At 68.2% G+C, this 23709-nt stretch carries 20 protein-coding genes; 18 read left to right on the forward strand and 2 right to left on the reverse strand.

Annotated features, from left to right (window positions below):
- Window positions 1-9: 9 nt before the first annotated feature.
- Window positions 10-1401 (reverse strand): Tat pathway signal protein, encoded by a 1392-nt coding sequence (locus ACN6LD_RS08795; protein WP_445042832.1) that lies wholly within the window; start codon window positions 1399-1401, stop codon window positions 10-12.
- A 486-nt stretch (window positions 1402-1887) separates the two neighbouring features.
- Between ACN6LD_RS08795 and ACN6LD_RS08800 the strand changes: the two genes are divergently transcribed.
- Complete coding sequence (locus ACN6LD_RS08800) at window positions 1888-2700, forward strand: alpha/beta hydrolase (RefSeq protein ID WP_445036482.1); 813 nt, start codon at window positions 1888-1890, stop codon at window positions 2698-2700.
- Here ACN6LD_RS08800 and ACN6LD_RS08805 read toward each other — a convergent pair.
- A complete protein-coding gene (locus tag ACN6LD_RS08805) occupies window positions 2690-4147 on the reverse strand; it encodes a helix-turn-helix domain-containing protein (RefSeq protein ID WP_445036481.1) in 1458 nt (485 codons plus the stop codon). The genes ACN6LD_RS08800 and ACN6LD_RS08805 overlap by 11 nt on opposite strands.
- Window positions 4148-4842: 695 nt before the next feature.
- Between ACN6LD_RS08805 and ACN6LD_RS08810 the strand changes: the two genes are divergently transcribed.
- The 17 genes from ACN6LD_RS08810 (at window position 4843) to ACN6LD_RS08890 (ending at window position 23708) form a co-directional block, all read left to right on the forward strand.
- The gene (locus ACN6LD_RS08810; RefSeq protein WP_445036480.1) at window positions 4843-5277 is read left to right on the forward strand and encodes an ATP-binding protein; all 435 of its coding nucleotides are present in this window, start codon (window positions 4843-4845) and stop codon (window positions 5275-5277) included.
- 575 nt (window positions 5278-5852) lie between these two features.
- Window positions 5853-6518, forward strand: coding sequence for a DUF6415 family natural product biosynthesis protein (locus ACN6LD_RS08815; RefSeq protein WP_445042833.1), 666 nt, complete (start codon window positions 5853-5855; stop codon window positions 6516-6518).
- Between the two features lie 312 nt (window positions 6519-6830).
- Window positions 6831-7322 (forward strand): LuxR C-terminal-related transcriptional regulator, encoded by a 492-nt coding sequence (locus ACN6LD_RS08820; RefSeq protein WP_445036478.1) that lies wholly within the window; start codon window positions 6831-6833, stop codon window positions 7320-7322.
- Window positions 7319-8488 carry a protein-L-isoaspartate O-methyltransferase family protein gene (locus ACN6LD_RS08825; RefSeq protein ID WP_445036477.1) on the forward strand — a complete coding sequence of 390 codons (1170 nt, stop codon included), beginning with the start codon at window positions 7319-7321 and terminating at the stop codon, window positions 8486-8488. Before ACN6LD_RS08820 ends, ACN6LD_RS08825 begins: the two co-directional genes overlap by 4 nt.
- A gap of 7 nt (window positions 8489-8495) precedes the next feature.
- On the forward strand, window positions 8496-9320 hold the full coding sequence (locus ACN6LD_RS08830; RefSeq protein WP_445036476.1) for an SAM-dependent methyltransferase: 825 nt from the start codon (window positions 8496-8498) through the stop codon (window positions 9318-9320).
- 264 nt (window positions 9321-9584) lie between these two features.
- A complete protein-coding gene (locus ACN6LD_RS08835; protein ID WP_445036475.1) occupies window positions 9585-10988 on the forward strand; it encodes a phosphotransferase in 1404 nt (467 codons plus the stop codon).
- Window positions 10985-11119 (forward strand): hypothetical protein, encoded by a 135-nt coding sequence (locus tag ACN6LD_RS08840; protein WP_405745340.1) that lies wholly within the window; start codon window positions 10985-10987, stop codon window positions 11117-11119. The genes ACN6LD_RS08835 and ACN6LD_RS08840 overlap by 4 nt, the downstream gene beginning before the upstream one ends.
- 103 nt (window positions 11120-11222) lie before the next feature.
- Entirely contained in the window at window positions 11223-12446 is a 1224-nt protein-coding gene (fxlM, locus tag ACN6LD_RS08845) for a methyltransferase, FxLD system (RefSeq protein WP_445042834.1), read from the forward strand.
- 58 nt (window positions 12447-12504) lie between these two features.
- Window positions 12505-12711, forward strand: a complete 207-nt coding sequence (locus ACN6LD_RS08850; protein WP_127177387.1) for an FxLD family lanthipeptide — start codon at window positions 12505-12507, stop codon at window positions 12709-12711.
- 87 nt (window positions 12712-12798) lie between these two features.
- Entirely contained in the window at window positions 12799-15846 is a 3048-nt protein-coding gene (locus ACN6LD_RS08855) for a lantibiotic dehydratase (RefSeq protein ID WP_445042835.1), read from the forward strand.
- Window positions 15843-17066, forward strand: a complete 1224-nt coding sequence (locus ACN6LD_RS08860) for a lanthionine synthetase C family protein (RefSeq protein WP_445034621.1) — start codon at window positions 15843-15845, stop codon at window positions 17064-17066. Before ACN6LD_RS08855 ends, ACN6LD_RS08860 begins: the two co-directional genes overlap by 4 nt.
- Complete coding sequence (locus ACN6LD_RS08865) at window positions 17048-18049, forward strand: thiopeptide-type bacteriocin biosynthesis protein (RefSeq protein WP_445034622.1); 1002 nt, start codon at window positions 17048-17050, stop codon at window positions 18047-18049. The genes ACN6LD_RS08860 and ACN6LD_RS08865 overlap by 19 nt, the downstream gene beginning before the upstream one ends.
- Complete coding sequence (locus ACN6LD_RS08870; RefSeq protein WP_445034623.1) at window positions 18046-19221, forward strand: hypothetical protein; 1176 nt, start codon at window positions 18046-18048, stop codon at window positions 19219-19221. Before ACN6LD_RS08865 ends, ACN6LD_RS08870 begins: the two co-directional genes overlap by 4 nt.
- Window positions 19222-19424: 203 nt before the next feature.
- Window positions 19425-20663: a methyltransferase, FxLD system gene (gene fxlM / locus ACN6LD_RS08875; protein ID WP_445034624.1), complete on the forward strand. Its 1239-nt coding sequence runs from the start codon at window positions 19425-19427 to the stop codon at window positions 20661-20663.
- Between the two features lie 437 nt (window positions 20664-21100).
- On the forward strand, window positions 21101-21295 hold the full coding sequence (locus ACN6LD_RS08880; RefSeq protein WP_445034625.1) for a hypothetical protein: 195 nt from the start codon (window positions 21101-21103) through the stop codon (window positions 21293-21295).
- Window positions 21296-21625: 330 nt separating this feature from the next.
- On the forward strand, window positions 21626-23143 hold the full coding sequence (locus ACN6LD_RS08885; protein WP_445034626.1) for an ATP-binding protein: 1518 nt from the start codon (window positions 21626-21628) through the stop codon (window positions 23141-23143).
- Window positions 23144-23231: 88 nt separating this feature from the next.
- On the forward strand, window positions 23232-23708 hold the full coding sequence (locus ACN6LD_RS08890; protein ID WP_445034627.1) for a roadblock/LC7 domain-containing protein: 477 nt from the start codon (window positions 23232-23234) through the stop codon (window positions 23706-23708).
- Window position 23709 lies beyond the last annotated feature (1 nt).

The following is a 23709-nucleotide window of genomic DNA, read 5'->3' on the forward strand; positions in this document are numbered from 1 at the left end:
CACTTGCGATCAATCTACTTGGGCCAGATATGCGGACGCACGGGCATCGAGTACGCCCACCGCGGGGATGCCGCGCTTCCGGTAGGGCGACAGAAGTCGTCGCATCTCAACGACCCTCTGCCGCGCACGGCCGGAGTAGATCCCGTCCTCCATCGCGTCCAGGACGCTGGTCCATGTCGCGCAGGCTTCTTCGACGCCACCTTGTGCGATTTGCGTCGCGCCCATGTACCCGAGGGTCACCGCGTGCGTCCGCCGGAACGCAGTTCCACGCGTGCGCACGGAGCGCCGGAACTCCTTGATCGCCCGCTGGTGATCACCGAGATCCCGCAGCGTGCATGCGGTCTCGTGTGCCAACGACGCCTCACCGAAGAAGAACGTGCGGTCCGGCTCCCTGATGCCGTCATGGGCGTTCGACAGATTGTCCTCCGCTCGCAGCAGGGCCCGGACCGCCTCTTGGTTGTGGTCATTCGCAGCGAGAGTCCGCGCGTGCACTACACCCAAGAGAGCACGTTCCCGGGGCGTGGCGGCTGCGTACCGCTCGCCGTGCACCGAAGCCTGCGCGATCTGAAGGGCTTCGCGCCGGAAACCAAGGTCGAGTGCCTGGTGCGCCATGGCCCGCAGTATGTGTCCGATCAGCGGTGCGTCGCCGGAGCGCGCTGCCAGCTTCACCGCGGCATTGAAGCGCTGGAGCGCGATCGCATGCTCGCTGTTGTCGAAGGCCATCCAACCCGATAGATACGCCAGTTCGGCGGAGGCCGCGAACATGGCGCGCCGGGTCTCATCGTCAGCGAACCTGCCCCGGAGGAAGTTGTGGGCCTCATTCCGCAGGTACTCGTCGACCGCGCGCCGGCCGTGCCCGCCGCCACGCCGCTGGTCCATGCGCGAGAACGCTAGGGTCAGCTCCCGTACGGTCTCGACGTCTCCCAGGCCGACGCGCTTGCCCGTCGACGGCTCTTCGGCTGGTGGCCGCGACATGGCGTCCCACCACGTCTCGTCCGGCAGGATCAGGGCCGCCGCGGAGTACACCCCGCCTGCCAGCAGGCGGCGCCGGTCCGGGTCCACGCCACTCCCTATGTCGTTGAGCGTGATCAACGGATCGACGCGCCAGTCCAGCGCCCCCTGCGCTGGTGAGGTGGAAGCTGCGAACCCGATCTCTTGTGGCGTGATCTCACGCTTCAAGCGACGGGACAGCGCCTGACACAAGATAACCGGTGCGATTCCCGTCGGCTGAGTGCCTCCCACCCACATGCTCACGTGGGAGCGCCCGATCTTGGAGTTTTCCCGGACCTCGCCTTTCAGTGTCTCCTCGGCGACTCGGTTGTACGCCGCGGCAGCCTGGGCCCGTGACCAGCGAGCTTCCTCCAGCAGTGCGGCTAGCTTCTCGTTCCGCTCGCGCGCCATCCTTGCGCCCCCACCAGTGAACTCGATCTTTGACCACGTTGACCGACCTGCGCTCGCTGGAAGCCCAAGGCCAGCCACAGCTCCAACGCTAGACTCAACTAGCCGCCCACGTTCGACATGTGGCAGAAAGTCACCTCTCGGGGCAACCTCTGGTCATTCAAGGCGGCCGGGCTCAGGTCGGTGGGAGAGGAGCCGGGCGCGGCCCTCTTGATGTCTCAGGCCGGACGCTTGACCATGGCGGCGTACAGCGGGAGTAGTCAGACGGTTTGGCCTCGTCCTGCTTCTCATAGCCCCACTTCTCGTACAGAGCCTGCGCACGCGCTCGCCAGAACACGGCAAACCATCGAGGCCACGGCACCAGAGCGCCCGAGGTCGTGAACTGGATCGAGGAGTCCCGTCGATGGACGTTCGGATGCGCGGAGTCGACGAGGAACACGCTACGGCGGAGGTCCTTGCCACCGTGAGCTGATAACTACGCTTGCCCTCATGGCGACTAACAGCGTGAGCGTTCGCACCCTTGACGGCCTGCACCTGGCGGGCACCCTTGTACGTCCCCAGAAACCGACACCGTCGGCCGTGGTGCTTGTGCACGGCGGAGGCGTCACCCGTGAAGAAGGCGGCTTCTTCACGCGGCTTGCAGGCGGCCTTGCTGACGCCGGTATCGCCTCACTCCGGTTTGACCTACGCGGCCATGGCGAGAGTGAAGGACGGCAGGAAGAGCTAACGCTCTCGACAATCCTCAACGACATTCGCATCATGCTTGCCCACGTCCACAAAGCGACTCAGGCAGAACAAATCACGTTGCTAGGCGCGAGTTTCGGCGGCGGTATCTGCGCCTACTACGCCGCAAAGCGGCCGAACGAAGTTACTCGGCTCGTGCTGTTCAATCCGCAGCTGGACTACAAGCGGCGGACTATCGACAGTCGGCCGTACTGGACAGATGACGTCATCAGCGAGGAAGCCGCCCAGGAACTCAACGAGCGCGGCGCACTCCAGTTCACGCCAACGCTCCGCCACGGGCGGCCCATTCTCAACGAGGTGTTTTGGCTTAATCCCCATGAAGCACTCGGGGAGGTTCAAGCACCCACTCTCATCGTGCACGGCACGGCTGACACGCTCGTTCCGTATGAGTCCTCGCGCGTTGCCGTCGAGCAGTTCACGGCACCGGTTGAGCTCGTGCCCGTTGAGGGCTCTCAGCACGGTTTCGCTGTCCACGACGACCCGCAATACTTGAACCCCAAGAGCCAGGAATACCAAGCCTTCGTCATCCGCACCGTGACCGAGTGGCTCAGGAAGTAAGCGACTCACGGAATTCACGGACCGCAGGCCGGCTACGCCACCTATCAAGGGTCAGAAGTACCTCGCCGAGGACGCGCACTGTGCGCTCTGACTTCACTTCGCGCGCCACTTCGGCCGACTCCTTGCCGACCTTCGCGGCTTCATCAGGCTCACCGCTGAGCGCCAATGCTGCCGCCCGTCGCGCATTGAAAAAGCCCGTGTCGCGGCGGGAGAGGCTACCCATGCTCAGTACGTCGCTGAAGAAATCGACGGCGAGACTCGGCTTACCGGCCTCGGTGTAGGTAATTGCATCGCGGAGCAGGCGCGTGTGCCCAGTGAAGTACGCCCCGAGACTGTTTGGCTCCTCCTCGGGAACGCTGGCCAAGAGCTTTTGTGCCGTGTCCAGTTTGCCGCGCACCACGTCGAGCGGGTCCCCGAGCATGGCGCGGCCTAGCGCTTCTTGCTGCGTAACTTCGGCCCGGACACGGACCGGCAGCTGCCAGCGGGCATTGCTGGCAGCTTCGGCAAGCGTCAGCATGCGCAGGGCATCACGCTCGTCGTACGCCATCTGTGATTTTTTGAGAAGCACGTAGCCCTGCATGGCTGCGTTGTCCGCTTCCTGCGCCCACTCCATTGCGCGGTCATACCAGAAGACGGCCGCCTGCGGCTGTTGAATGTCTCGATACAGCCATCCGGTGAACTCTGCACCTTCCGCACCGAGGGCGAGGAGTTCACGGCGCACACGCGGCGTCACGTCCCGAGCATGGCCCTCAATCGCACCCAATAGGCCGAGCATAACCGGCAACGTCTTCTTCGGGCCGAGCGCCCCGTCGTCGCGCTTGGCTTGTTCGAGTTGGCGACGGAAGTAGCTAACGACCGGCCCGTCGAGGTAGCGGGCATCGTCCAGCGCAGCCGCAATGTGCTCTAGCTCGTCCAGCCCGAGGCCAGGCAGCGCGGCAGCTGCAACGCCAGTCCTGAGCAAGTCGCGGCGGTTTATGGGGCTCATGGGGTCTCGCTTGCGTGCGTCCGTGGCGGTGCTGTCCGCCGAGTGACCAAGTAGCGTGCCCAAACCGCTCGCTGCAAGGGTCTCAGCGTCTACCGGCACCAGGACTGTCCGGCCGTGGATAACGATCGGCAGCATCACGCCGACCTGCGGAGCCTCTTTCTGAACGGACGACGTTTCTTCGGGTTGTGGCACTACAGGAACAGCCTCGGTAGAAACTTCCTGCGTTGGCCTGGGCAACTTGAACCACAGTAGGTCTGCCGGAATCCGCAGGCTATGCGCCCACCTCATGAGTTTGCTGAGGTCTTGCGGAGGTTTGCCGCTCTCAATACGGCTGAGTTGCGCCTGATTGAGTCCGAGCCATACCGCCATGGCTTCTTGCGAGAGCACACGGCCATGCCACGGATGCGTGCGATAGGCGTAGAACACCCGGCCCATGTGCCAACTACTCAGCGCCTCACGCATGGTGGGCCGCTGCCAGAACTCCGGGGGCACAACGGGCGGGGAGGCCACAGTATGAGCCCGGTCCTTACGGAGGCAGAGGGCGCACCGGTTCGCGTAATTGTCCCGTGCCAATCGCGTGCCACAGGCGCAGTGCCGAACCTGCCCAGTTGCCATGTGCCGTACCCCGCTCGTCTGGCGCTCCGCTCTGGGAGCCCAAGCCTAGAGACGCTAGGTGTCCGCTGTCCGGCGGTCCATGCGTCTCATGCATACCCGCTCATGCAACGACGCAATGACGCAAGAGGGTTCGCGGCACTCATGCTCCTAACCGTGCTTCGCCCAGCAATCGACAGCAAGAGAGCACCACCATGGACCCGGAACCCGTCGTCAGTCGACGGGAGTTGGCCGCGCAGACCGCTGTGCACTGGATCCATCCCAAACGCACAACGTTGACGAGGCAGGGGCCACGCGTGCCCATCCGGCGCGCACCACGCCACCCGCCCGCGTCGATGTCCGCAGACGATCTTTGACCACCTTGACCACCTCCGAGCTCTTGACCCCATTCCAGTCACCGGGATTAGGCGGTTCGCTCTTGTAGGCCGGCCACTCGACGAGCGGGAGCACCCCCACATGAACTCCTCTACTGGCAGATCCACTGTCTTGAGCGCCGTACTGCTGGGCGGCGTCGGCCCGCAGTGGCACCGTGGGACCGGCCCCCGATGAGCCACGCCACGGCCGTCGCCATGGTCGCAGCAGAACTCGTGCACCAAACCGCCCTCGGTTTCGCGGTGGCCTTCACCCCGGACAAGGCCCGAGTCGGACGCATGCGCCGGATCACCGCCGCCCACTTGCGGCTGTGGAAAGTACCTGGGCCGACCGCGGAGAACATCGTGCTCGCCGTCTCCGAGCTTGTCGCCAATGGCATCGAGCACGGCTGCGGAGACATCGAGTTGACGGTCCTCTACGCCTGCGGAGAGGTACGGGTCGAAGTCGCAGACGGCAACCCAGCGCCAGCCAAGCTCACCGTTGCGGACGCCGAAGATGTCTCCGGCCGCGGGCTGTTCCTCGTTGCCGTCCTCGCACAGGACTGGGGCGTCAGCGCCGACGGCAGGTCGACGTGGTGCGTCTTCGGCGTTCCTACGAGGAGGTCGTGATGATCGCAGTCACGCGAGAAGCTGCCTCAGGACTAAGCCGGCGATGCTCCACCGAAGTAGTGAGTCCACTACCTGCATCGCCGTCCCCTCCCGAGATTTCAGGGTCGTCTGGGGGGAGCGACGGAACGACCCAGCCGCAACGGCTCACCGTTGTTGGGTCGTTCGGCCCTGATGGTTGTGCAACCAGTGGGACGTCCCAGGACGTCCCGACCGGGTCCTGCGGCGCGGTACCGGCGTCTACGGGCCCCTTGAACGATGCCCATGTAGCACGCTGCGCCGTGCTTCACCCGGACGAACCGCCCTTGTCGGCGAGTGGCGGCTCGAAATGCCTCGGCGGCTCCTCCTTGAGGGCCGCCGAGGTGACACCCCGATCGCTAACTTCGTATTCGATTAGTGGAGTTGTCCTTATGCCTCGCACCACGGCCTCGGCCCACCCAGTCGGCAGTGGGCAGGTGGACGGCGTGTCCTGGCCGGAGGGCTCATTCAGGGAACTGAGCCTTGACCTGAGGACCGTTGTATCGACCCTCGCACCTGGACCATCGCCTGTCGGGGTGCAGGAGACCCTTCACCCCGAAGTGACCAGACTGGTCTTCGCCGAGACTGCCTCCGTCAGCGAAGACCCGGACGAACGACACGTCCAACTACTCCTCATGCGCGGTCACTTGATGCGACTACTCGGAGCAGTCGTTCCTGTCGATGCCAACGAGCCTCCTCTGGAAGACGCTCGACTGGTCATACGCGTGCGTGCGCTACTCGACGAAGAGATTCCCGGCGACACCGTGCGTGCGGCGTCCCTGCACCGGCGGATGTCCGAGGTCGGGCGGGAGCTGCTCGCCGTCTTTCCTGCTGTCGACGCCTCTGCCGACTTGGTCGACGGCTGGGGCAGGATTGTGTGCGCCGGGTTCGATTCGACGCGTATCCGCGAAGCCATTCGTGCGGCGAAGTCCTGGGAGCATGCGGGGGTGTACCCGCATCCGCACACCCTCGCGGCGGTCACGCGAGCGCTCAGCGGCTACGTCACGACGCTTGTCCCCTACGTCTCGATCCACTTGGAATCGCTCGCCGCCGGGAGTCGCGGGTGGTCCGCATGCGGTGAGGCGATCGAACGCTCGCAGGAGGCCCGCGACGTCGCTCCGGGAGAGGGGCTCAAGGCGGCGAGGGAGCACGCATACCGTCTCGCCGTCCACACCGAGACCCTGGTGCGCTACGCCGAACAGGACTGCGAGCGGGACGGTGCATGACATGACCGGGTCCTATCGCGCGGCGCCTCCTCAGCGGATTCACCGTGCTCCGGCCGCCCCACCGAATTCGGGCTCACCCCGCAAAGACGAGCCGGCCCCAGGGCGCGTTCGACGTGGCTGGCGACAGGCTCGCGAGCACCGGGGCGCCGTCCTCCTCGCTACTGCCATCAGCCTGCCCACCGTCTACGTCCTCGCCGAACTCGCCCTGCAGCTCTACGGCGGTTCGTAGCTCACGCCCCAACCAGCCGACCAGCGAAGTGGGCCGGCCCCGATAAGACGACGACTGTGCCAGAACACCAAAGGAGTACGACCATGCCGGCCCCGGACGAGACCATCTCGCCGCCGCTCTCCCCTCAGGAGCGGGAGGCTCTGCTGGGCATCTCTCAGGGAAGGACGACCGCAGAGACGGCCTGCGACATGGGAGTGTCCGACAGCACGGTCAAGACGTACATCCTCCGGATCGGCGGAAAGCTCGGAACCTCCGAGCGGGCGAGCATGGTGGACCTCGCCTATCGTCGCGGGTACGTGGACGTCCCCGGGCCTGTGGACTACGTCGTCGAGCTGCCCAAGGAGCAGCACACCGTCCTGGCAGGGCTCGCCGGCGGAAAGACCGTCCAGGAGATCGCGGCCGGCGCGAAGCGTCCGCTGGACGACGTACGCAAGGACGCTCGACGCCTGCTGCGGGCGCTGGGCGCTTCCTCGGCCGCGCACGCGGTCACGCGAGGATGGCAGTTGCGTCTCCTGGGCCCCGCGACCGGCCGTGAAAACTCCGGAGACGTCGTCGCCAAGGCAGGACAGGCATGAACGCCCGCGTCGAGGCCGACAGCCTGCAACCGGGCAGTGGCCCCGTTCACCAGCACATGGGGGACGTGTTCACCTGCGACCGGCGACAGGACTTCGTGCCCAACGTGATCCGTACGCACCGAGGTGGGCGCTGGCGCAGGGTGGACCGGAGTAAGAACGCCGGTGAGTGGGCGAAGTTCGTCCATCGCTCCGAGATGCTCGTATTCGACGTCGACGACGGTGGGGAGGGCGGCCCCGGCATCGTCACGGGAGTGATCCCGTCCAAAGAAGACGTCACGGCACGCCTGGCCGCGCTCGCTCCAGTACCGGGGACGGCCGTTGCCGAGATCGGCACGGACTGCGGCTGGACGGCAGCCTCTCTGGAGCACCATCTCCAGGGCGGCCAGGTGGTGACGGTCGCGGACACAGAACGTCTCGCCGAGATCGCCCGGCAGCGCCTACGTCCCTACCCGCGGGTTCAGGTGGTCAGCGGGACTCAGGCCGGGGTCTTGGGACCGGCGGGTTCGTTCCACGGGCTCATGTCCCATCGTGCGGTACGCCGTGTGCCGTGGGAGTGGGTCACCCGGGTTCGTCCGGGTGGCCGGCTGTGCCTGCCCGTCCGTACCGCTCTGGGCGGATCCAGCACTCTGCTCGTCCTGACCGTGGCGCGGGACGGGGCGTCGGCCAGTGGTCGTTTCCACGCCGGACCGGCTCCGCAGACCGTGTGGCTGCGCGAGCACCGCCCTGGTGAGGGCACCTCCGTCGAGTCGCAGGGCAGCCCGAGGGCGTCGGAAGCCCTGGACGCGAGGGGGGCGCATGTACGGCCGGCGGCCCGATTGTTCGCCGGCCTGCTTCGCCCTGACCTTCGGATGCAGGTCGTGCGCAGCGTGGCGCAGCTCGAAGGCGACGTTGCCGACCGCCTGCGTATTCATGACCACCAGGCGTCTCGGGCAGTGGTCTTCCTCCACTCCCCCCGCATCTACGAGTGGGGGCCGCGCGATCTCGGCTCCGATCTGTTCGACGCGCTCGGTCAGTGGCACGCGGCCGGAGAACCAGAGGTGGAGCAGCTGGGCGTGACGATCACGGAGACCGAACACACGCTGTGGCTCGGTGCACCGGACGGTCCGTCGTGGCGTCTGCCCGAACTCCACACGATCACCGGCGAGGTGGAGCGGCATGCGACCTGATCATCCGATGCTCCTCCACCCCTCCGCAGCGATCGCCGAGTTGCAGGCACGGCCGTCGAGCGCCCGGATGCAGAACTACCTGCTCGGCGGGCGAGACCACTACATCGTCGACCGTGACGGGGCCCTTCGGGCGGCCGACCGCATGCCGTTCCTGGAGAGCGCCGTGCGCCACGAGCGCATGTACGTGCTCCTGATGGTGCAGGCCCTGGCCATCGCGGGCATCCGGCAGCTGGTCGACTTCGGCTGCGGCCTTCCCCACGGCCCCACGCCGGTGGATGTCCTGACTCGCATTCATCCTGATGCCCGCGCCGTGTGCATCGACAACGACGTGCTGGTGCACACTCACGCCGACGCAATGATGACGGGCAAGGCGCTCGCTGTCGTCGAGAGCCTGTGCGCCGACGTACGCGACCCTGAGTCGATCCTCGCTTCCAGAGAAATCCTGGAGACGATCAACTGGCGAGAACCGGTCATCCTTCTGTTCGGTAGCGTGCTCCACCACATCGATGACACCGCGGCGCAGCCCCTGGCCGTCCTCGTCGACCAGTACAAGCACGTCGCCGCCACCGGCAGCGCTCTCGTCATCACGCACGCCACCGCCGATGTCTCGGGCAAGCCCGTGCGCCGATTCGCCAAGACCATGACGGCGGCGGGCTGCCCCGTTCACCTGCGGACGAAGGAACAGATCGCGCGGCTGTTCGACGGCTGGCAACTGACCTCCCCGGGCCTGACCGCGCCACAGACACTGGCACTGGAATACCCGGTCCTGCCCCAGGCCGCGTCATACGCCGGCACGGCCCGGAAGGAGTCCGCGCATGGCCGAGCTGTGTGATCAGCAGACCGGCGTGATCAAGCCGGTGACCAGCCAACTCTCCATAGTGTCCCGGCTAGAATCCGTGACGTCCGGAAACGGGCACCCGGGCGTCGCGGTCACTGACGCTGGACGTCACGTCTGCACCCCGGAGATCCGCATGCCCCACACCCGCGCGTTCGCGCGCGTTCCCGTAAACCCCGTTGTGGGGTGGTTCGCCGACGCCACGCCGCGGTGCCCGGACGCGAGTCGGCGTCGGCCGCACCCCCGTCTGGCAGGCCAGCGGTGAACGGGCAGGCAGCCTCGCATCGGGGCGGGGACGACATCGGGCAGCGCCACTGGGAACCGGTCGACGTCCATCTCATCCTGCGCCGTGGCGGCGAGGTGCTGCTGAGCCGGCGGGCGGGCGACACCTACGCCTCCAGCCTGCTGCACATGCCCTCCGGGCACCTCGACGGCGACTTCGAGGACGTGGTCACCGGGCTGGTCCGGGAAGCCGAGGAGGAACTGGGCATCATCATCCGGCCGGCCGACGTCCGCGTCGCGCTGGTGATGCAGCACCGCAGCCCCGCCGGTCACAACCGCACCGGCTGGTTCTTCGAAGTCACCCGGTGGATCGGCGTCCCGCGCATCGCCGAACCGGACCGCTGCTCACAGCTGGACTGGTTTGCCCTCCACGACCTGCCCGACGACATGGTGGCGTACTGCCGGGCCGGCCTGGAGGCATACCGGAACGGGCACTCCTTCGCGCTGCATCTCCAGGAACCCGACGACCCGATCGCCTACGACGCGAACGGGCCAAGCCGTCTGCACCCCTTGCTCGCGCGGGCGCCGGAGCCCTACGCCGTACTGGGTGAACAGCTCGGCACATTCGCCGAGCAGACCATCGGCCCGCTGAAGGGAGCCACGGACGCCTCCTGGGCGCGGGAGGCGTCCCGCGTGTGGCGGCTGACCGGACGCGACAGCGGGAGCTGGTTCCTGAAGGTTCACCAGGGGCCCAAGTTCCATCAGCGTGAGGTGGGTGCCCTGAGAGAGTGGGCCCCGGCCCTCGGAGCCGGCCGCGCCCCGCAGCTCGTCGCCGCCGCCCCGGAACAACTCGCCGTGATCGTCAGTGCGCTTCCCGGCCGCGTACTCCACGGCGCCGACCTGAGCATGGCCGCCTGGCAGTCGGTCTACCGCCAGCTCGGGCAGCTCCTGCGGGCCCTTCACATCGGCGAGCCCCCGATGATGGCGCAGGCCCTGGGAGGGCTGGCCAAGCTGGAGCGGCACCTCGCGACAGCCGACGGGCTCCTCGAGCCCGGAGAGGAGACGCTGGTGCGATCTCTCGCCCTGCACCTGCCCCGTGTCCCGCCAGTCCCCCATGGCCGTCGCCACGGTGATGTACAGCGGCGCAACCTGCTGCTCGACGACCACGGGACCCTGGCCCTCATCGACTGGGAACGCGCGGAAATCGGGCCCCTCGTCAGCGACTTCGTGCGCATCGCCGACACCTGGATTGACGCGCCCGAACTTGAAGCCGCCCTGTTCGACGGCTACGGCCGCACGCTGTCCCCGGACGAGGCCCAAGCGCTCAAGGGTCTGTCGGCCCTCGACGCGCTCAGCGGCATCCAGTACGGCGCCACCCACGGCGACCCCGAACTCGTCGAGCGCGGGCATCGCACCCTGCACCGGCTCCGGAAGGAGGCATGACGACATCCGATCCCACGGCATCGGAGCGGGTCAATGAGCATGCCTGGCGTACGGGCGCAGGCAGCTCGACCGGTCCCGACCACCACACCTACACCTTCGAACGGATTCAGGAGCTGCCCTTGGGGCGCTGAGCAAACGCCGGCTTCCGCCAGCCGGCATCCATCGCCGAACCACCATGCAGTTGGCGCCGACGCCGGAGGCGAAGGCGCACGAGGCCCCGTAAGGAACCCCTCTATGACCGATGTGACCCTGGCCCCCGACGAAGCCACCCGGCTTCGCAACAAGGTCGTCGACCAGCTCAAGGAGGACGGCACGATCGTGTCGCCCGCGGTCGAGGCCGCCATGCGCAAGGTGCCCCGGCACCTTGCCGTGCCGGAGGCGTCGCTGGAGGACGCATACAGCACGTACAACGCCGTGATCACACAGGAGGACGAGCACGGCAATCACACCAGCTCGGTGTCTGCTCCGCAGATCCAGGCGATGCAGCTGGAGCAGGCCGGCATCCGGCCGGGTGACAACGTGCTGGAGATCGGCACCAATGGGCCGAACGCTGCCTACCTCGCGGAGCTGGTCGGGCCCACCGGTCAGGTCACCACCGTCGACATCGACCCCGCGCCCGCCGACCGAGCCAAGCGGTTCCTCACCGAGACCGGCTACACGGACGTCAACGTCGTCGTCGCCGACGCCGAGAACGGCCTTCCCGAGAACGCCCCCTACGACGCGATCGTGGTGACGGTCGGCGCCTGGGACATCCCGCCCGCCTGGATCGACCAGCTCAAGGACGACGGCCGGCTCGTCGTACCGCTGCGCATCAACGGCTTGACCCGCACCTACGGGTTCGTCCGGCAGGCTGACCACCTCGTCGCCACCAGCGCCCACGTGTGCGGTTTCGTGGCGGCACAGGGCGCCGGCTCCCACACGCAGCAGGTCATGCAGCTCCCCGGAGAGGAGGGCGTCACGCTGCGCTTCGACGAGGGCTTGCCCGCCAACCCCTCTCTGCTGGACGGCGTCCTGAACAGCGCCCGCGCCGAGACGTGGACCGGGGTGACCGTCGCCAGCCAGGAGCCGATCGGCACCCTCCAGATGTACCTGTCCACACAGGTTCCCAAGTTCTGCTTCATGTCCACCAACCCCGAGTTGACCACCGGCAAGATCGGCCCCACGGGCAACATCTGGTCCATGGTCGCCATCGACGGGCCGCACTTCGCCTACACCGTGGTGCGCCGCGACACCGAGAAGAAGACCGCAGAGTACGGCGTCCACGCCTTCGGGCCCGACGCGGCCGAGTTCGCTGAGCGAATCGCCGACGTCCTCCGCACCTGGGGCGAGAAGGTCCGCGGCGCTGACGGCCCGCGCATCGCCGTCTACGCGGCGGGCACGCCCGATGACCGGATCACCGGCGACCGGATCATCGACAAGAGGCACAGCCGGATTTCGATCTCCTGGCCGTCCGTCTGAACCGCGGCGCTGGGCCAGGGTGTTCTGCACCATCCCATCGGACAAAGAGAGTGATCGCATGACCACTGCCGTACTCGACCACCCCACCGCCCCGGCCGTGCTGCCGGTCGACGGCCTCGCCGACGACGACTTCGAGCTGGACATCAAGGTCGTCATCTCCGAGAGCCCCCTCACCGTCTTCATGTGCCCCACCAGCGACGGCTGCGGCAACACCTGCGTGAACGGGGCCAGCGCCTGCCAGTCCTCCATCGAGGACGCCGCCTGACACGTGGCGTCCGCCGGGGCGACAGCCGATCATCGCTGCCGCCCCGGCACCCTCCGTCCGCGCACCCCACAACAGGAAGGGACACCGGTGGCCCACGGAGTACCCCTCACGTATCAGTGGCAGCCTGGAATGCTGCTGCGCGCCTCCACCGTTTCCCGGCCGATCCCTGTGCCGGACTTTGACCTGCACGGCGACGACGCCACGATCCGCGGTCGGCAGTGGCTGGAGGAGGTATGGCGCGCTCCAGTGCCGACGGCGCTGTCCGCAGCCAGCCCCGTCCTGTGCCAGCGCGTCGCCGAGATCCTGAACGGCACCGTCACCGACGACCGCCGTATCAGGCGGGCCGTCCGGTCTGTTGCCGCCTACCTCCTGCGGTGGAACCACCGGCCCACCCCGTTCGGGGTTTTCGCCGGCGTCGCCCCCGCTGAGCCCACTCAAGCCGCCCACATTCTGTGGGGTGAGGGGTACCGGACTGTTCTGCGGCCTGACTCCGACTGGCTGACGGACGTCATTACCCGCCTGGAGAGCCACCCCGCTCTGCTGGCCCGGCTGACGGTCGTGACCAACAACACCGGCCGCTCCCGCGGCAACCGGCATGTGGTGGACGGGATGCCGACTGACGCGCACACCTCCGGCTACGCCCCCATCGAGCTGTCGGTCCGCCTCACCCGGCCCGTGGCCGCCGTGCTGGAGGCTGCCCGCACCCCGATCCCGTACGAGCTGCTCGTGCACCGTCTGTCCGGGCAGTTCCCCACCGCACGCCCCGAGCAGCTCGCCGGACTGATCTCCGACCTACTGAGCAAGCACATCCTGATCAGCAGCCTGTGGCCCCCGATGACGTCCGTCGACACGCTCGCCCACCTATGCGATGAGCTGGAGAAAGCAGACGCCACCGGCATACCCGACATCGCAGAGCTGGCCTCCCAGCTCGCTTCGATCCGGGGTGGTTTGAATCACCCGGACACCGTCGCCCCTTGGACGCTCGGCGACCCGCTGACGCAGAGCATGCAGCATGTGAGTTCCACCGGGCGCGTCCCGCTGCTGGTCGACGCCGCACTGGACTGCACCGCCTACATCCCCGAAGCCCTCCTGTCCGAAGCCGCCGAGGCAGCCGGGGTCATGCACCAGCTGTCGCCTCATCCGTACGGGTATCCGCAATGGCGCGACTACCACCAGCGGTTCCTGGACCGGTACGGCAACGAGGCCCTCGTGCCCGTACTGGATTTGGTCGCGGACAGCGGCCTCGGCCTGCCCGCGGGCTTCCTGGGCTCCGAGCGCGCCCGCCCGCCATATGAGGTGACCGACCGGGACGAGAAGATCCTGCGCCTGCTCCAGGAGGCGATGCTCGGTGGGAGGCGTGAGCTGGTCCTCACCCGGGCGACGATCGCCGACCTGACCGCCGGCCACACCGAACCGCTGCTGCCCGTGCCCCGGGCTGAGATCGCCGTGGAGATCCACGCCCCCACTCTGGAGGCCGTGCAGGGCGGCGACTACCGGCTGCTGGTCACCGGAGCCCCCCGCCCCGGCAGCAGCATGCTCGGCCGGTTCGCGCACCTGCTCCCGCCGTCCGCTCAGACCGCGCTCACCGACTCGTACGCGACCGCCGGCCCCGGCGCCATCGCGGCGCAGCTGTCGTTCACCCCTCGCCGGCGCCGCAACGAGAACATCGCCCGCACCGTGCAGGTCCTGCCCTTCACCATCCCTCTCGGCCAGCACCACGAGCCCGGCCCCGGCGTGATCACGTTCGACGACCTGGCGGTGACTGCGGATACCCGCCGTTTCTATCTGGTGCGCAGGTCCACGGGGCAGCAGATCGAGCCTCGCGTCACCCATGCGCTGGAAGCGTCCATCCACACACCGCCGCTCGCCAGGTTCCTGGCGGAGATCACCACCGCCCGCAATGCCGCCTACCGGGCGTTCACCTTCGGCGTCGCCGCCACCCTGCCCTACCTGCCACGCGTGCGGTACAAGCGGACGATCCTCGCGCCTACCCGTTGGTTGCTGTCCGCCGAGGAACTGCCCGGCCGGTCCGCCCCCATGGCCGACTGGGACAAGGCACTGGCCCGATGGCGCGAACGGCTCTGCGTCCCCGATCGCCTTGCTCTGGTCGAAGACGGCCAGCAGCTGCCCCTCGACCTGGACCAGCGCATCCACCGGGCGCTGCTGCGCGCCGGCGTGGACCGCAACCGCGTTGTCGAACTGCGCGAAAGCACCACTGCGCGGGACTGGGCATGGATCGGCCGCCCCCACGAGCTCCTGATCCCTCTGGCGAACTCCACCCCCGCCGCCCCGCCCCGCCTGCCGGAGGCCGCTGCCGCCGCCCCCGCGCCCAGCCAGCCCACCGTCCTGTATGCCCGTCTGTTCGCGCACCCCCAGCGCTACGACGAGATCCTGACCGGCCACCTGCCCACTCTGCTCGACCAGTTCACCACCATGCCGCTCTGGTGGTTCAGGCGCCATCGCGACACAACCCGCCCGGCCTCCGACCAGCATTTGGATCTGTACCTGCGCCTTCCCGATTCAGCCGCCTTCGGTCCGGCCGCCCAACTGGTCACCGGCTGGGCAGACGCCCTCAGCAGCCAACGTCTGGCGTCCCGCCTGGAGTTGGCCACCTACCCGCCTCAGACCGGCCCGTACGGGCACGGCCCCGCTCTGGACGCCGCGCACCTGGTGTTCGCCGCGGACTCGGCCGCCGGCGTGGCGCAGATCCGTGCCGCTGCGGATGACGCCGCCACGGGGCAGGCCCTGACGGCTGCGAGCATGTTCGACCTGACGGTGCGGTTCATCGGCGACGCAGATCAGGCGTCGGACTGGCTGACCCGCACTCTCCCTCAAGAACGCGGCCCCATACCTCGGGATCGAATCGCCCTGGCCCAGGCTCTGGCCGATCCCGAGCACACCGCTCTCCAAGCCCTGCGGGGCGGCCCCGAGGTCGCCGCCGCCTGGCGGCAGCGCGCTGCCGCCCTGACCGCCTACCGGCAGCAGCTGGCCACCGGGCACAACTCCGACAGCGTGCTGCTGTCGCTGCTCCACGAGCACTGCGTGCGGGCGCTGCCCGTCGACCCCGATCGCGAACGCGCCACCGGCAGGCTCGCCAGGGCCTGCGCCCTGCGACACCGGGAGCGGCAGCCATGACCACCGCAACCAGCCCGGCCCTGCTGGCGGACGCAATCGCCCTCCACCTGGCCACCCCCGTCCCGCCGCCCCAAGACCAGCCCTGGGCGGCTCAGGACCTGGCCGCCGGCGCCGCGGGATCTGCGCTCCTGCACATCGAACGCGCCCGTACCGGAGACGGCACCTGGCAGCAGGCACACCCCTGGATCAAGACCGCCGTCGCCACCACCGTCAGCGCCGCCGACACCAGCGGCCTGTACCTGGGGGCGCCTGCGGCAGCGTTCATGCTTGACTGCGCCGTCACCGCCGAGGCGCCCCGGTATCAGGACGCGCTGGCAGCCCTGGACCACCACGTGGCTCAACTCGCCCACCGCAGGTGCGACGCGGCTCGGACTCGTATGCGCTACGGGCGTCCAGCCAACTTCCGCGAGTACGACATCTTTTACGGGCTCACCGGCATCGGCGCGTACCTGCTGCGCCGGTCTCCGTCCGGCGCCGCGATGGCGCGCGTCCTGGCCTACCTCGTACGGCTGACCCGCCCCATCCGGCACGGTGACCAGGGGATGCTGCCCGGCTGGTGGGTCGATCACCAGCCCGACCTCACCCCGTCCACCGTTCCCGCCGGCCACGCCAACTTCGGAGCCGCCCACGGGATTACCGGCCCGCTGCTGCTCCTTGCCCGCGCCCTGCGCCAAGGCGTGAGGGTCGACGGTCAGGAAGACGCCGTCGACACCATCCTTCACTGGCTCGATACGTGGCGGCAGGACGGCCCCGCCGGATCCTGGTGGCCCGAGCACCTCCGCCTCGGTGAAGTCCACGCCGGCCGTCCCGCCCAGCAAGGCCCGGCACGGCCCAGCTGGTGCTACGGCACCCCCGGCATCGCCCGCGCCGGGCAGCTCGCCGCCCTCGCCCGCCGCGACCCGGATCGCCAGCGCCTGTACGAGGACGCCCTGGTCCGCTGCCTGACCGATCCCGATCAGCTGTCCAAGATCACCGACGCCGGCCTGTGCCACGGCTGGGCGGGCGTCTACCAGACCGCCTTCCGCGCCGCCCACGACGCCGCCACCCCGGCCCTGCGCGCCACCCTGCCCGACCTGGCCGCCGCCCTGACCCGGCACGCCCATCCCTGCCGCGACGCCGGCCTCCTGCAAGGCGACGCGGGCACCGCCCTCGCCCTGACCACCGCAGCCCACGACGCTGCGCCGACCTCGGGATGGGACGCATGCCTACTGATCGACTGATCCAGCCCGTCCGCCTGGAAGCGACCCTGAACGCCGTGCTGGACGTCCTGGCCGGCACCGACACGGACACCGCCGCAGCCCGCGCCGGACTCGAGCTCACGGACCTGGACGCCGCCGTCGCCGTCTACCAGCAGGCCGGGCAACAGGCCCTCGCCCAACAGGCGGGGCCCCCGGCATGGCGTCAGCTGTACATCCAGTTCACCGACTGGGCCAAGGCCGAGCAGACGGCCGCCGACCACATCGCCCCCGTCCTGGACCAGGCCCAACAGGACGGCCTGATCACCGGGTGGTGGTTCATCCGTAAGCACCCGTGCTGGCGGATGCGGCTGCTCCCGGCCTTCGGGACGCAACTCCCCCTGGCACTGACCGACATGCTCGACAAACTCACGGCCGCCGGACAAGTCCACCGCTGGTGGCCCGGCATCTACGAACCCGAAACCGCAGCGTTCGGCGGCGACACCAGCATGACCATCGCCCACACCCTGTTCCACGCCGACAGCCACGCCATCCTCACCACAGCTCATGGCGAGCTGGGCCGCCGGGAGTTGTCACTGCTGCTGTGCGCCACCCTGATGCGCGCCGCCGGACTGGAGTGGTACGAGCAAGGAGACGTGTGGCACCGCGTCACCCGGGAACGGCCCCTTCCCTCAGACGTACCGGCCGCCAAAATCCACGCCATGGCCGACAGCCTCCGACAGTTGCTCATCGCTGACACCAGCCCCTCTGGTCCCATGCTCCAGTCGGACCGCACCCTCAAGCCCGCCGCCGACTGGGTGAGCGCGTTTCGGCAGGCCGGAAGAGACCTCGGCACAGCCGCCCGGGACGGAGCCCTCGACCGCGGCCTGCGCGAGGTCATCTCCTACCACGTGATCTTCCACTGGAACCGGATCGGCCTGCCCGCCCGCACCCAGAGCGTTCTCGCTCACGCGGCACATACCGCGATCCTGCATCCCGCTGACCCCACGGACAGGCCGATGCCATGACCGCGCCGCCACAGCACCCACAGGCAAGGCTCCGTCGGCTCTCCAAGCGCTTCCCCCTGGTCAGCCGGTCCCACCTCGTCTACCCCAGCTTCGCCGCGCGGATCGACGAAGTCCGCACCTGCGGGGAGAAGTCGGCGCAGGACGGACCTCTCCTCGACCGGATCAACCTCGCATGCGCCACCTGGAACCTGTCCGCACTGATCGCCTCCGACTGCGGGCTGACCGACCTGGCGACAGACCTCTGCCGGCGTCAGCTCCGTCTCTTCCAGGCAGCATGGCCCGTCACCGGGGACACCGCCATCGCCAGCCTCCAGCCCATCGTCAACCTCGTACGACTGACCGCCCGAACGGGCGACCCTCAGGCCGCCTATCAGCAGCTCATGAAGGTGCACCGCGCCGCCCGTGACGGCGGCACCGTGACCGTCCACGGACAGGCCATCGACCTCACGGGCTTCACCACCGAAGCCACCTTGGACCACATCCAGCCCTGGCTCCACGACCTCTTGCTCGACGACGGCACCCGGCTCCTGGTCGCCGCCGGCCAATGGCATGAGGCGGCAGAACACGCGACCGCCTACGACGAGCGGCCCGAGCGGCTGTACGGCAGCAGGCAAGCACGCATCGTGGCGAACCTGCATACGGACGCTCTGGACACGGCCAACTCCCTGATCGACAAGGCCACGATCACGGAGCCGTGGGAGGAAGCCGTCGCGCAGATCCTCCGCCACTACGCCGACCACCTTGCGGGCCGCGCCACAGCAAGAGGGTTCGCCGCTACGGCACTCGCCGTGCGGGATGCGCTGGAGCCGGACCCGCCACACCTGCGCATGTTCCGGGTGCGGCTGGCCCTGGCGGCGATCGACCTGGCGCCGGAAGGCTGCGAAGTCCTCGCACGCCCCCTGTACGACGCGATCGTCAGCGACACCACACAGGCGCGGGACGCGTACGCAGCACGCGAAATCCTCCGCCACCCCGCTCCACCGGCTGACGAGTGGTCACGCCACGAGCTGGAGGCGATCGTCCACGACGGCGGCCTCGGCCGGGGCACCCTGCCGGAATCGGTGCTGTCCACGTTGATGCGGGCTGTCAGCACGGCTGGGGCGAGCCTCGCTCAGTGCCTCACTGAGGAGGGAGGTGTATCGCCGCATGCGAGAGGGCCAGGCGTCAGCTGATGCAACGACCACCGATGCTCTGGGGGCGTGGGACGCGTGCCGCTCTCACCCGCCACGCAATCGCCGCCTTCGACCACACCTGAGTGCTTCCGACCAGCAGGAGGCTGGGCCATCGGCTGCGCCGCCATGTCGCCTGTGTGGAGGCGCAAGCCACCGACGCGCCTCCCCGTCGTTCCACCCCGCCAGCCCCTAACCTCGCGCGAATGGAGACCACCGTGACGCCCGTCACCGATCCCGCCGTATGGCGGAATGAGCTCGTGAGCCGCCTCGTCGACAGCGGCCACCTGCGGACCCCGGAAGTCATCGCCGCGTTCCGGGGCACCGATCGCCACCGGTTCCTCCCTGGTGTCGACCTTCAGAGCGCCTGCGTCGACGACGCCGTGGCGATCAAGCACGACGCGACGGGCGCGATGCTTTCCTGTATCTCCGCACCCTCCATCGTCGCCACCCAGCTCGAACAACTGGGCGCCCAGCCCGGCCACAAGATCCTCGAAGCTGGGGCCGGCACTGGTTACAACGCCCGGCTGCTGTCAGATCTCGTAGCTCTCGAAGGCCATGTGTGGACCGTGGATGTCGACCAGGACCTCGTCGATGGCGCGCGGAAGAACCTCGCGCAGGCCGCGGCCGCAAACGTCACAGTCGCACTGGGCGACGGCGCCGCCGGTCTGCCCGAACATGCGCCCTTCGACCGCATCCAGTTCACGGTCGGCGTCGGGGACATCCCCGTGCGGATTCTCGACCAGCTCGCCCCAGGTGGACGCCTCGTCATCCCGATGCGGATTCGCGGCAGCATCTCCCGCAGCTTCGCGTTTGAACGCGACGGCCAGACCTGGCGGACGGTCTCCACCGAGATGATGACGTTCGTCCCCCTGCGCAAGGGCGTCTGCAACGACGTCCGAACCATGGTCGACATGGCAGGTGACGGCGACGTGCGCTTGGAGACCTACAGCGAGCAGAACGTCGACCGCGAGGCGATCCGCACCGTCCTGGACCAGCCCCCAGCCGAGATCTACACCAACGTGAAGTTCCGCAAGGGCGACTCCTACGAGTGGCTCTACCTGTATCTGGCATACGTGCTGCCGAACGGCCTGTCCCGGATGCCGGGGTCCCGCTCCGGCCTCATCCCGAACTTCGGCTGGGGCTCGATGACCGCACTCGACAATGACTCCTTGGCGTACCTCACGAAGCGGGAAGGCGAGGACGAGCACGGCACGTTCTGGCAGATCGGCGTCATCGGCCACGGCCCGCGCGCCTCGGAAGTAGCCGACCAGGTCGCCACCGAAATCAGCGAGTGGAACCAAAGCTGGGGCAACGGCTCACCCGACCCAAGCTTCTGCATGGCCGTTGGTGACGCCCGCAACCAACTGACAGCCTCCGAACCGCGCTTCGTCATGGACAAGCCCTGCAGCCGCCTCGTCGTCGACTGGCCCCGCAGGAGTTGAGCCGACGATGTCACCACAGCAATGGAGAGAATTCAGTCCGGTTGACCAGCATCACCGAACATGCAGCGCAGCGGTATTTCCCGTTCTGGGTGCCAACACCCTTGTGCGCCATGCATTTTTCACAGGCTTCTGACCTGAGAGCATCGATTACTTCCCTGGTTTACCTGTAAAATCAACGAAGGCCGGAAACGGTCACCCGGGCGTCGCGGACATGACGCGAGACGACAAGTCTGCGCCCCCGGAGGACATCGTGCCTGCCCCGTTTCCCGCCTTAGCCGGTATGACGGCCCATCTCGGCCGCGCACGGACCAATTCGGTCACCAGCTGCGCATGTGCGCCATCCTTCAGGCGCGCCAAGGCTTCGCGGGTCATTGCCGCCGACCCGATTGGCAGCGCGGGGCCCCTCGGACGCACTCGCCCAGCAGAAACCCAATTCCGTGAGCATCACTGTCTCCCTGGTTGTTGTGCTGGCCGTCATGGTGTGGCTGCTGATCCGCAAAGGCGGCCTCAAGGCCGGCCACGCAATAGCGGCCGTGCTCCTCGGCTTCTATCTCCACGACAGCTCGCTCGCTCCGTCCATCAGCCGCATCGTGCAGAGTGCGGTCGAGACGATCAGCGGGATCCGTATATAGACCGGCCGCCGGGGCACCCCCGTGGACCCGGGCCGTACGCCGCCTCCCCCGTCGGCTGCGGTCTGGCGCGCGTGCCCCGGCGGCCACTCCCACCCGAATCCCGGCCTGCACGCTGCGGTCCCCGCGCCCGGTGCGGGTGCGCTGCTCGCTCGTTCCCTGCCGGCCATTCCCTCCTCCCTGTCAGGACCACGTTCTTCGAGGTCACCAATGTCTGATCAGTCACGCCCGCGACCCATCGGTCACCGACGTGGCCAGCGCCGACGTGCGCGCGGCGCCGAGCCCCTACGCACCGAGAAAGGGCTGCATCTGCGGCTGCGGCTTCTGGTACTCGTGCCCGCCCTCTTCGTCGCGGCGATCTTGTGTACGGCGGCTGCCGTCGGCACGACGGCACGCGTCCATGTGGATGGCTGGATCATCGGGGCCGTGGCAGCAGCCGCCGGCCTGGCCGTGCTGGTCTCCGCGGACTGGATGGCAGTTCGCACGGCGGCTGAGCTGCACCGGCAGCGCAGCGAGTACAGCGATTCAGTGCATGGCTGGCTGCGGCACTTCCAAGCTGGCGTGGACGAAGGACGCAAGAGCATCAGCGATGCTCTGGAGCAGATCGACCGGGGCGAGCGGCCTTCCCCTCCCGACTTCTCCACAGCGCAGGCGAACTCCGGGGGCAACCCGTGGAATGAAACCGAGGCCGCTCTGTTCCAGTTGCACGCAGATACGTGGCGGGCGGTGGTGAACGGGCGGCAGACGGAACTGACGCAGGCGCTTGTCTATCTGGCCGGGGGCTTGACCCTGCTGCTCGTACGCGCGCTCGGCATCGTGACGGAGCTGACCAAGCAGGTCCAGGACCCGGACGTGCTGTATCGCGTGTTCGACGTCAACAACCTGCTCAAGCGCATGCGCCGGTCGGCTGGACGGCTGGCGGTGCTGGGTGGTGTGAAGGCGCGCACGCTGAACCAGCCGATCGGGCTGGTGGACCTGCTGCGCGGCGCGTCGGGGGAAATCGAGAAGTACGCCCGGGTCCGCATGCACACATCCACCCTGGATGTGCAGATACCGGGCTTCGCCGGTCCCGATCTGATCCACCTGCTGGCCGAGTTGGAGGAGAACGCCACTCTCTGCTCCCCGCCGGACAGCAAAGTCGTCGTGCGCGCGACGAGGGTCACCGCGGGTCTGGCCGTGGAGATCGAGGACCGGGGCATAGGCATGGCCCAGGGCGAACTCGATCGCTGCAACCGGATGTTGGCCGATCCCCAGGACACGGACCTGGCCGAGCAACTGGCCCAGCGCCAGACCGGGTTGCTCGTGGTGGCCAAACTCGCCCGCCGGTACGGCATCCAAGTGCGACTGCAGAAGAATCTCATGCACGGGATCACGGCGCTCGTGGTGATGCCGGACAAACTCCTGCTCTGGCAGAACGAGCCGGCGGCACCGTCACAGGCTCACGCGTACGTTGCCGCCACACCGGTCCCGGCAGCGCAACTCACGAGGCACCCCAGTCCTCGGCCGTCCGGCGGTCCTCGGCCCAGTCCTCCGGCCCCAGTCCCAGCGGGGACGGCGCCACTGCCTTACCGTGACGCGCGGCCTGCCCCTGAGCGGCGACCCGTCGCCTCGACAGCGACCACGCCAGCGCCGCCACTCGGCGCAACACCTGACACTCGCCCCCGGTTGCCGCAGCGAACACCACAAGCAACGGTCCATGAGCGCGCGGCCCCTGCCGAGCCAGAGGCCACCCCCATCCCGCTCCCGCCGCCGGATCCGGCCTTCGTCAGCAATTTCACCCAAGGCGTGCATCGCGCGGAACAAGCCGCGGCAGACAGCGAGGCACGACCGCCAAAGGGGAGCGCGAGCTGACCCCCGCAACGCGCCCCACACATCCTTCGTGCCTCGCTTCGCGCCTGAGCACCAGTCCGTACAGCGTACGGAGATACGGAGAATTGGAATGACCACCGACTCGACGGCAGCACAGCCGGATGTGGTTGTGGACGAGCTCCTCAACGACTTGGCCCAGCTGCCCGATGTGACGGGCGTCCTGCTCGGCACGCAGGACGGTCTGCGGCTGGCTCACGCGGGACCGAGCATGGACGGCAAACTGGCGGACCGTCTGGCCGCGGTGATCAACGGCCTGTACTCGATCGCTCACGGAGTCGACGACGGCGAGGGCCGTGTCGAACAGGTCCTCATCAGGAAGAGCAGCTTCCTGCTGTTCATCATGAGTGCCGGGAGCCCCCCGTCCGTAGTGGCGCGAAATGCGGGACGCGACCCGAAAAAGGTCGAAAGCGTGCTGGGTGTGCTGACCAACACCCGCGCGGACGAGGGAGCCGTCGGTTTCGCGATGGTCGACCTGATCAAGCGGATGGGCGAGTTGCTGACCATAGAGGCACGTGTGGGCGGGGCTCCTTCCGGTGACGGCCAGTGAG

Source organism: Streptomyces sp. SAS_272 (assembly GCF_052543235.1).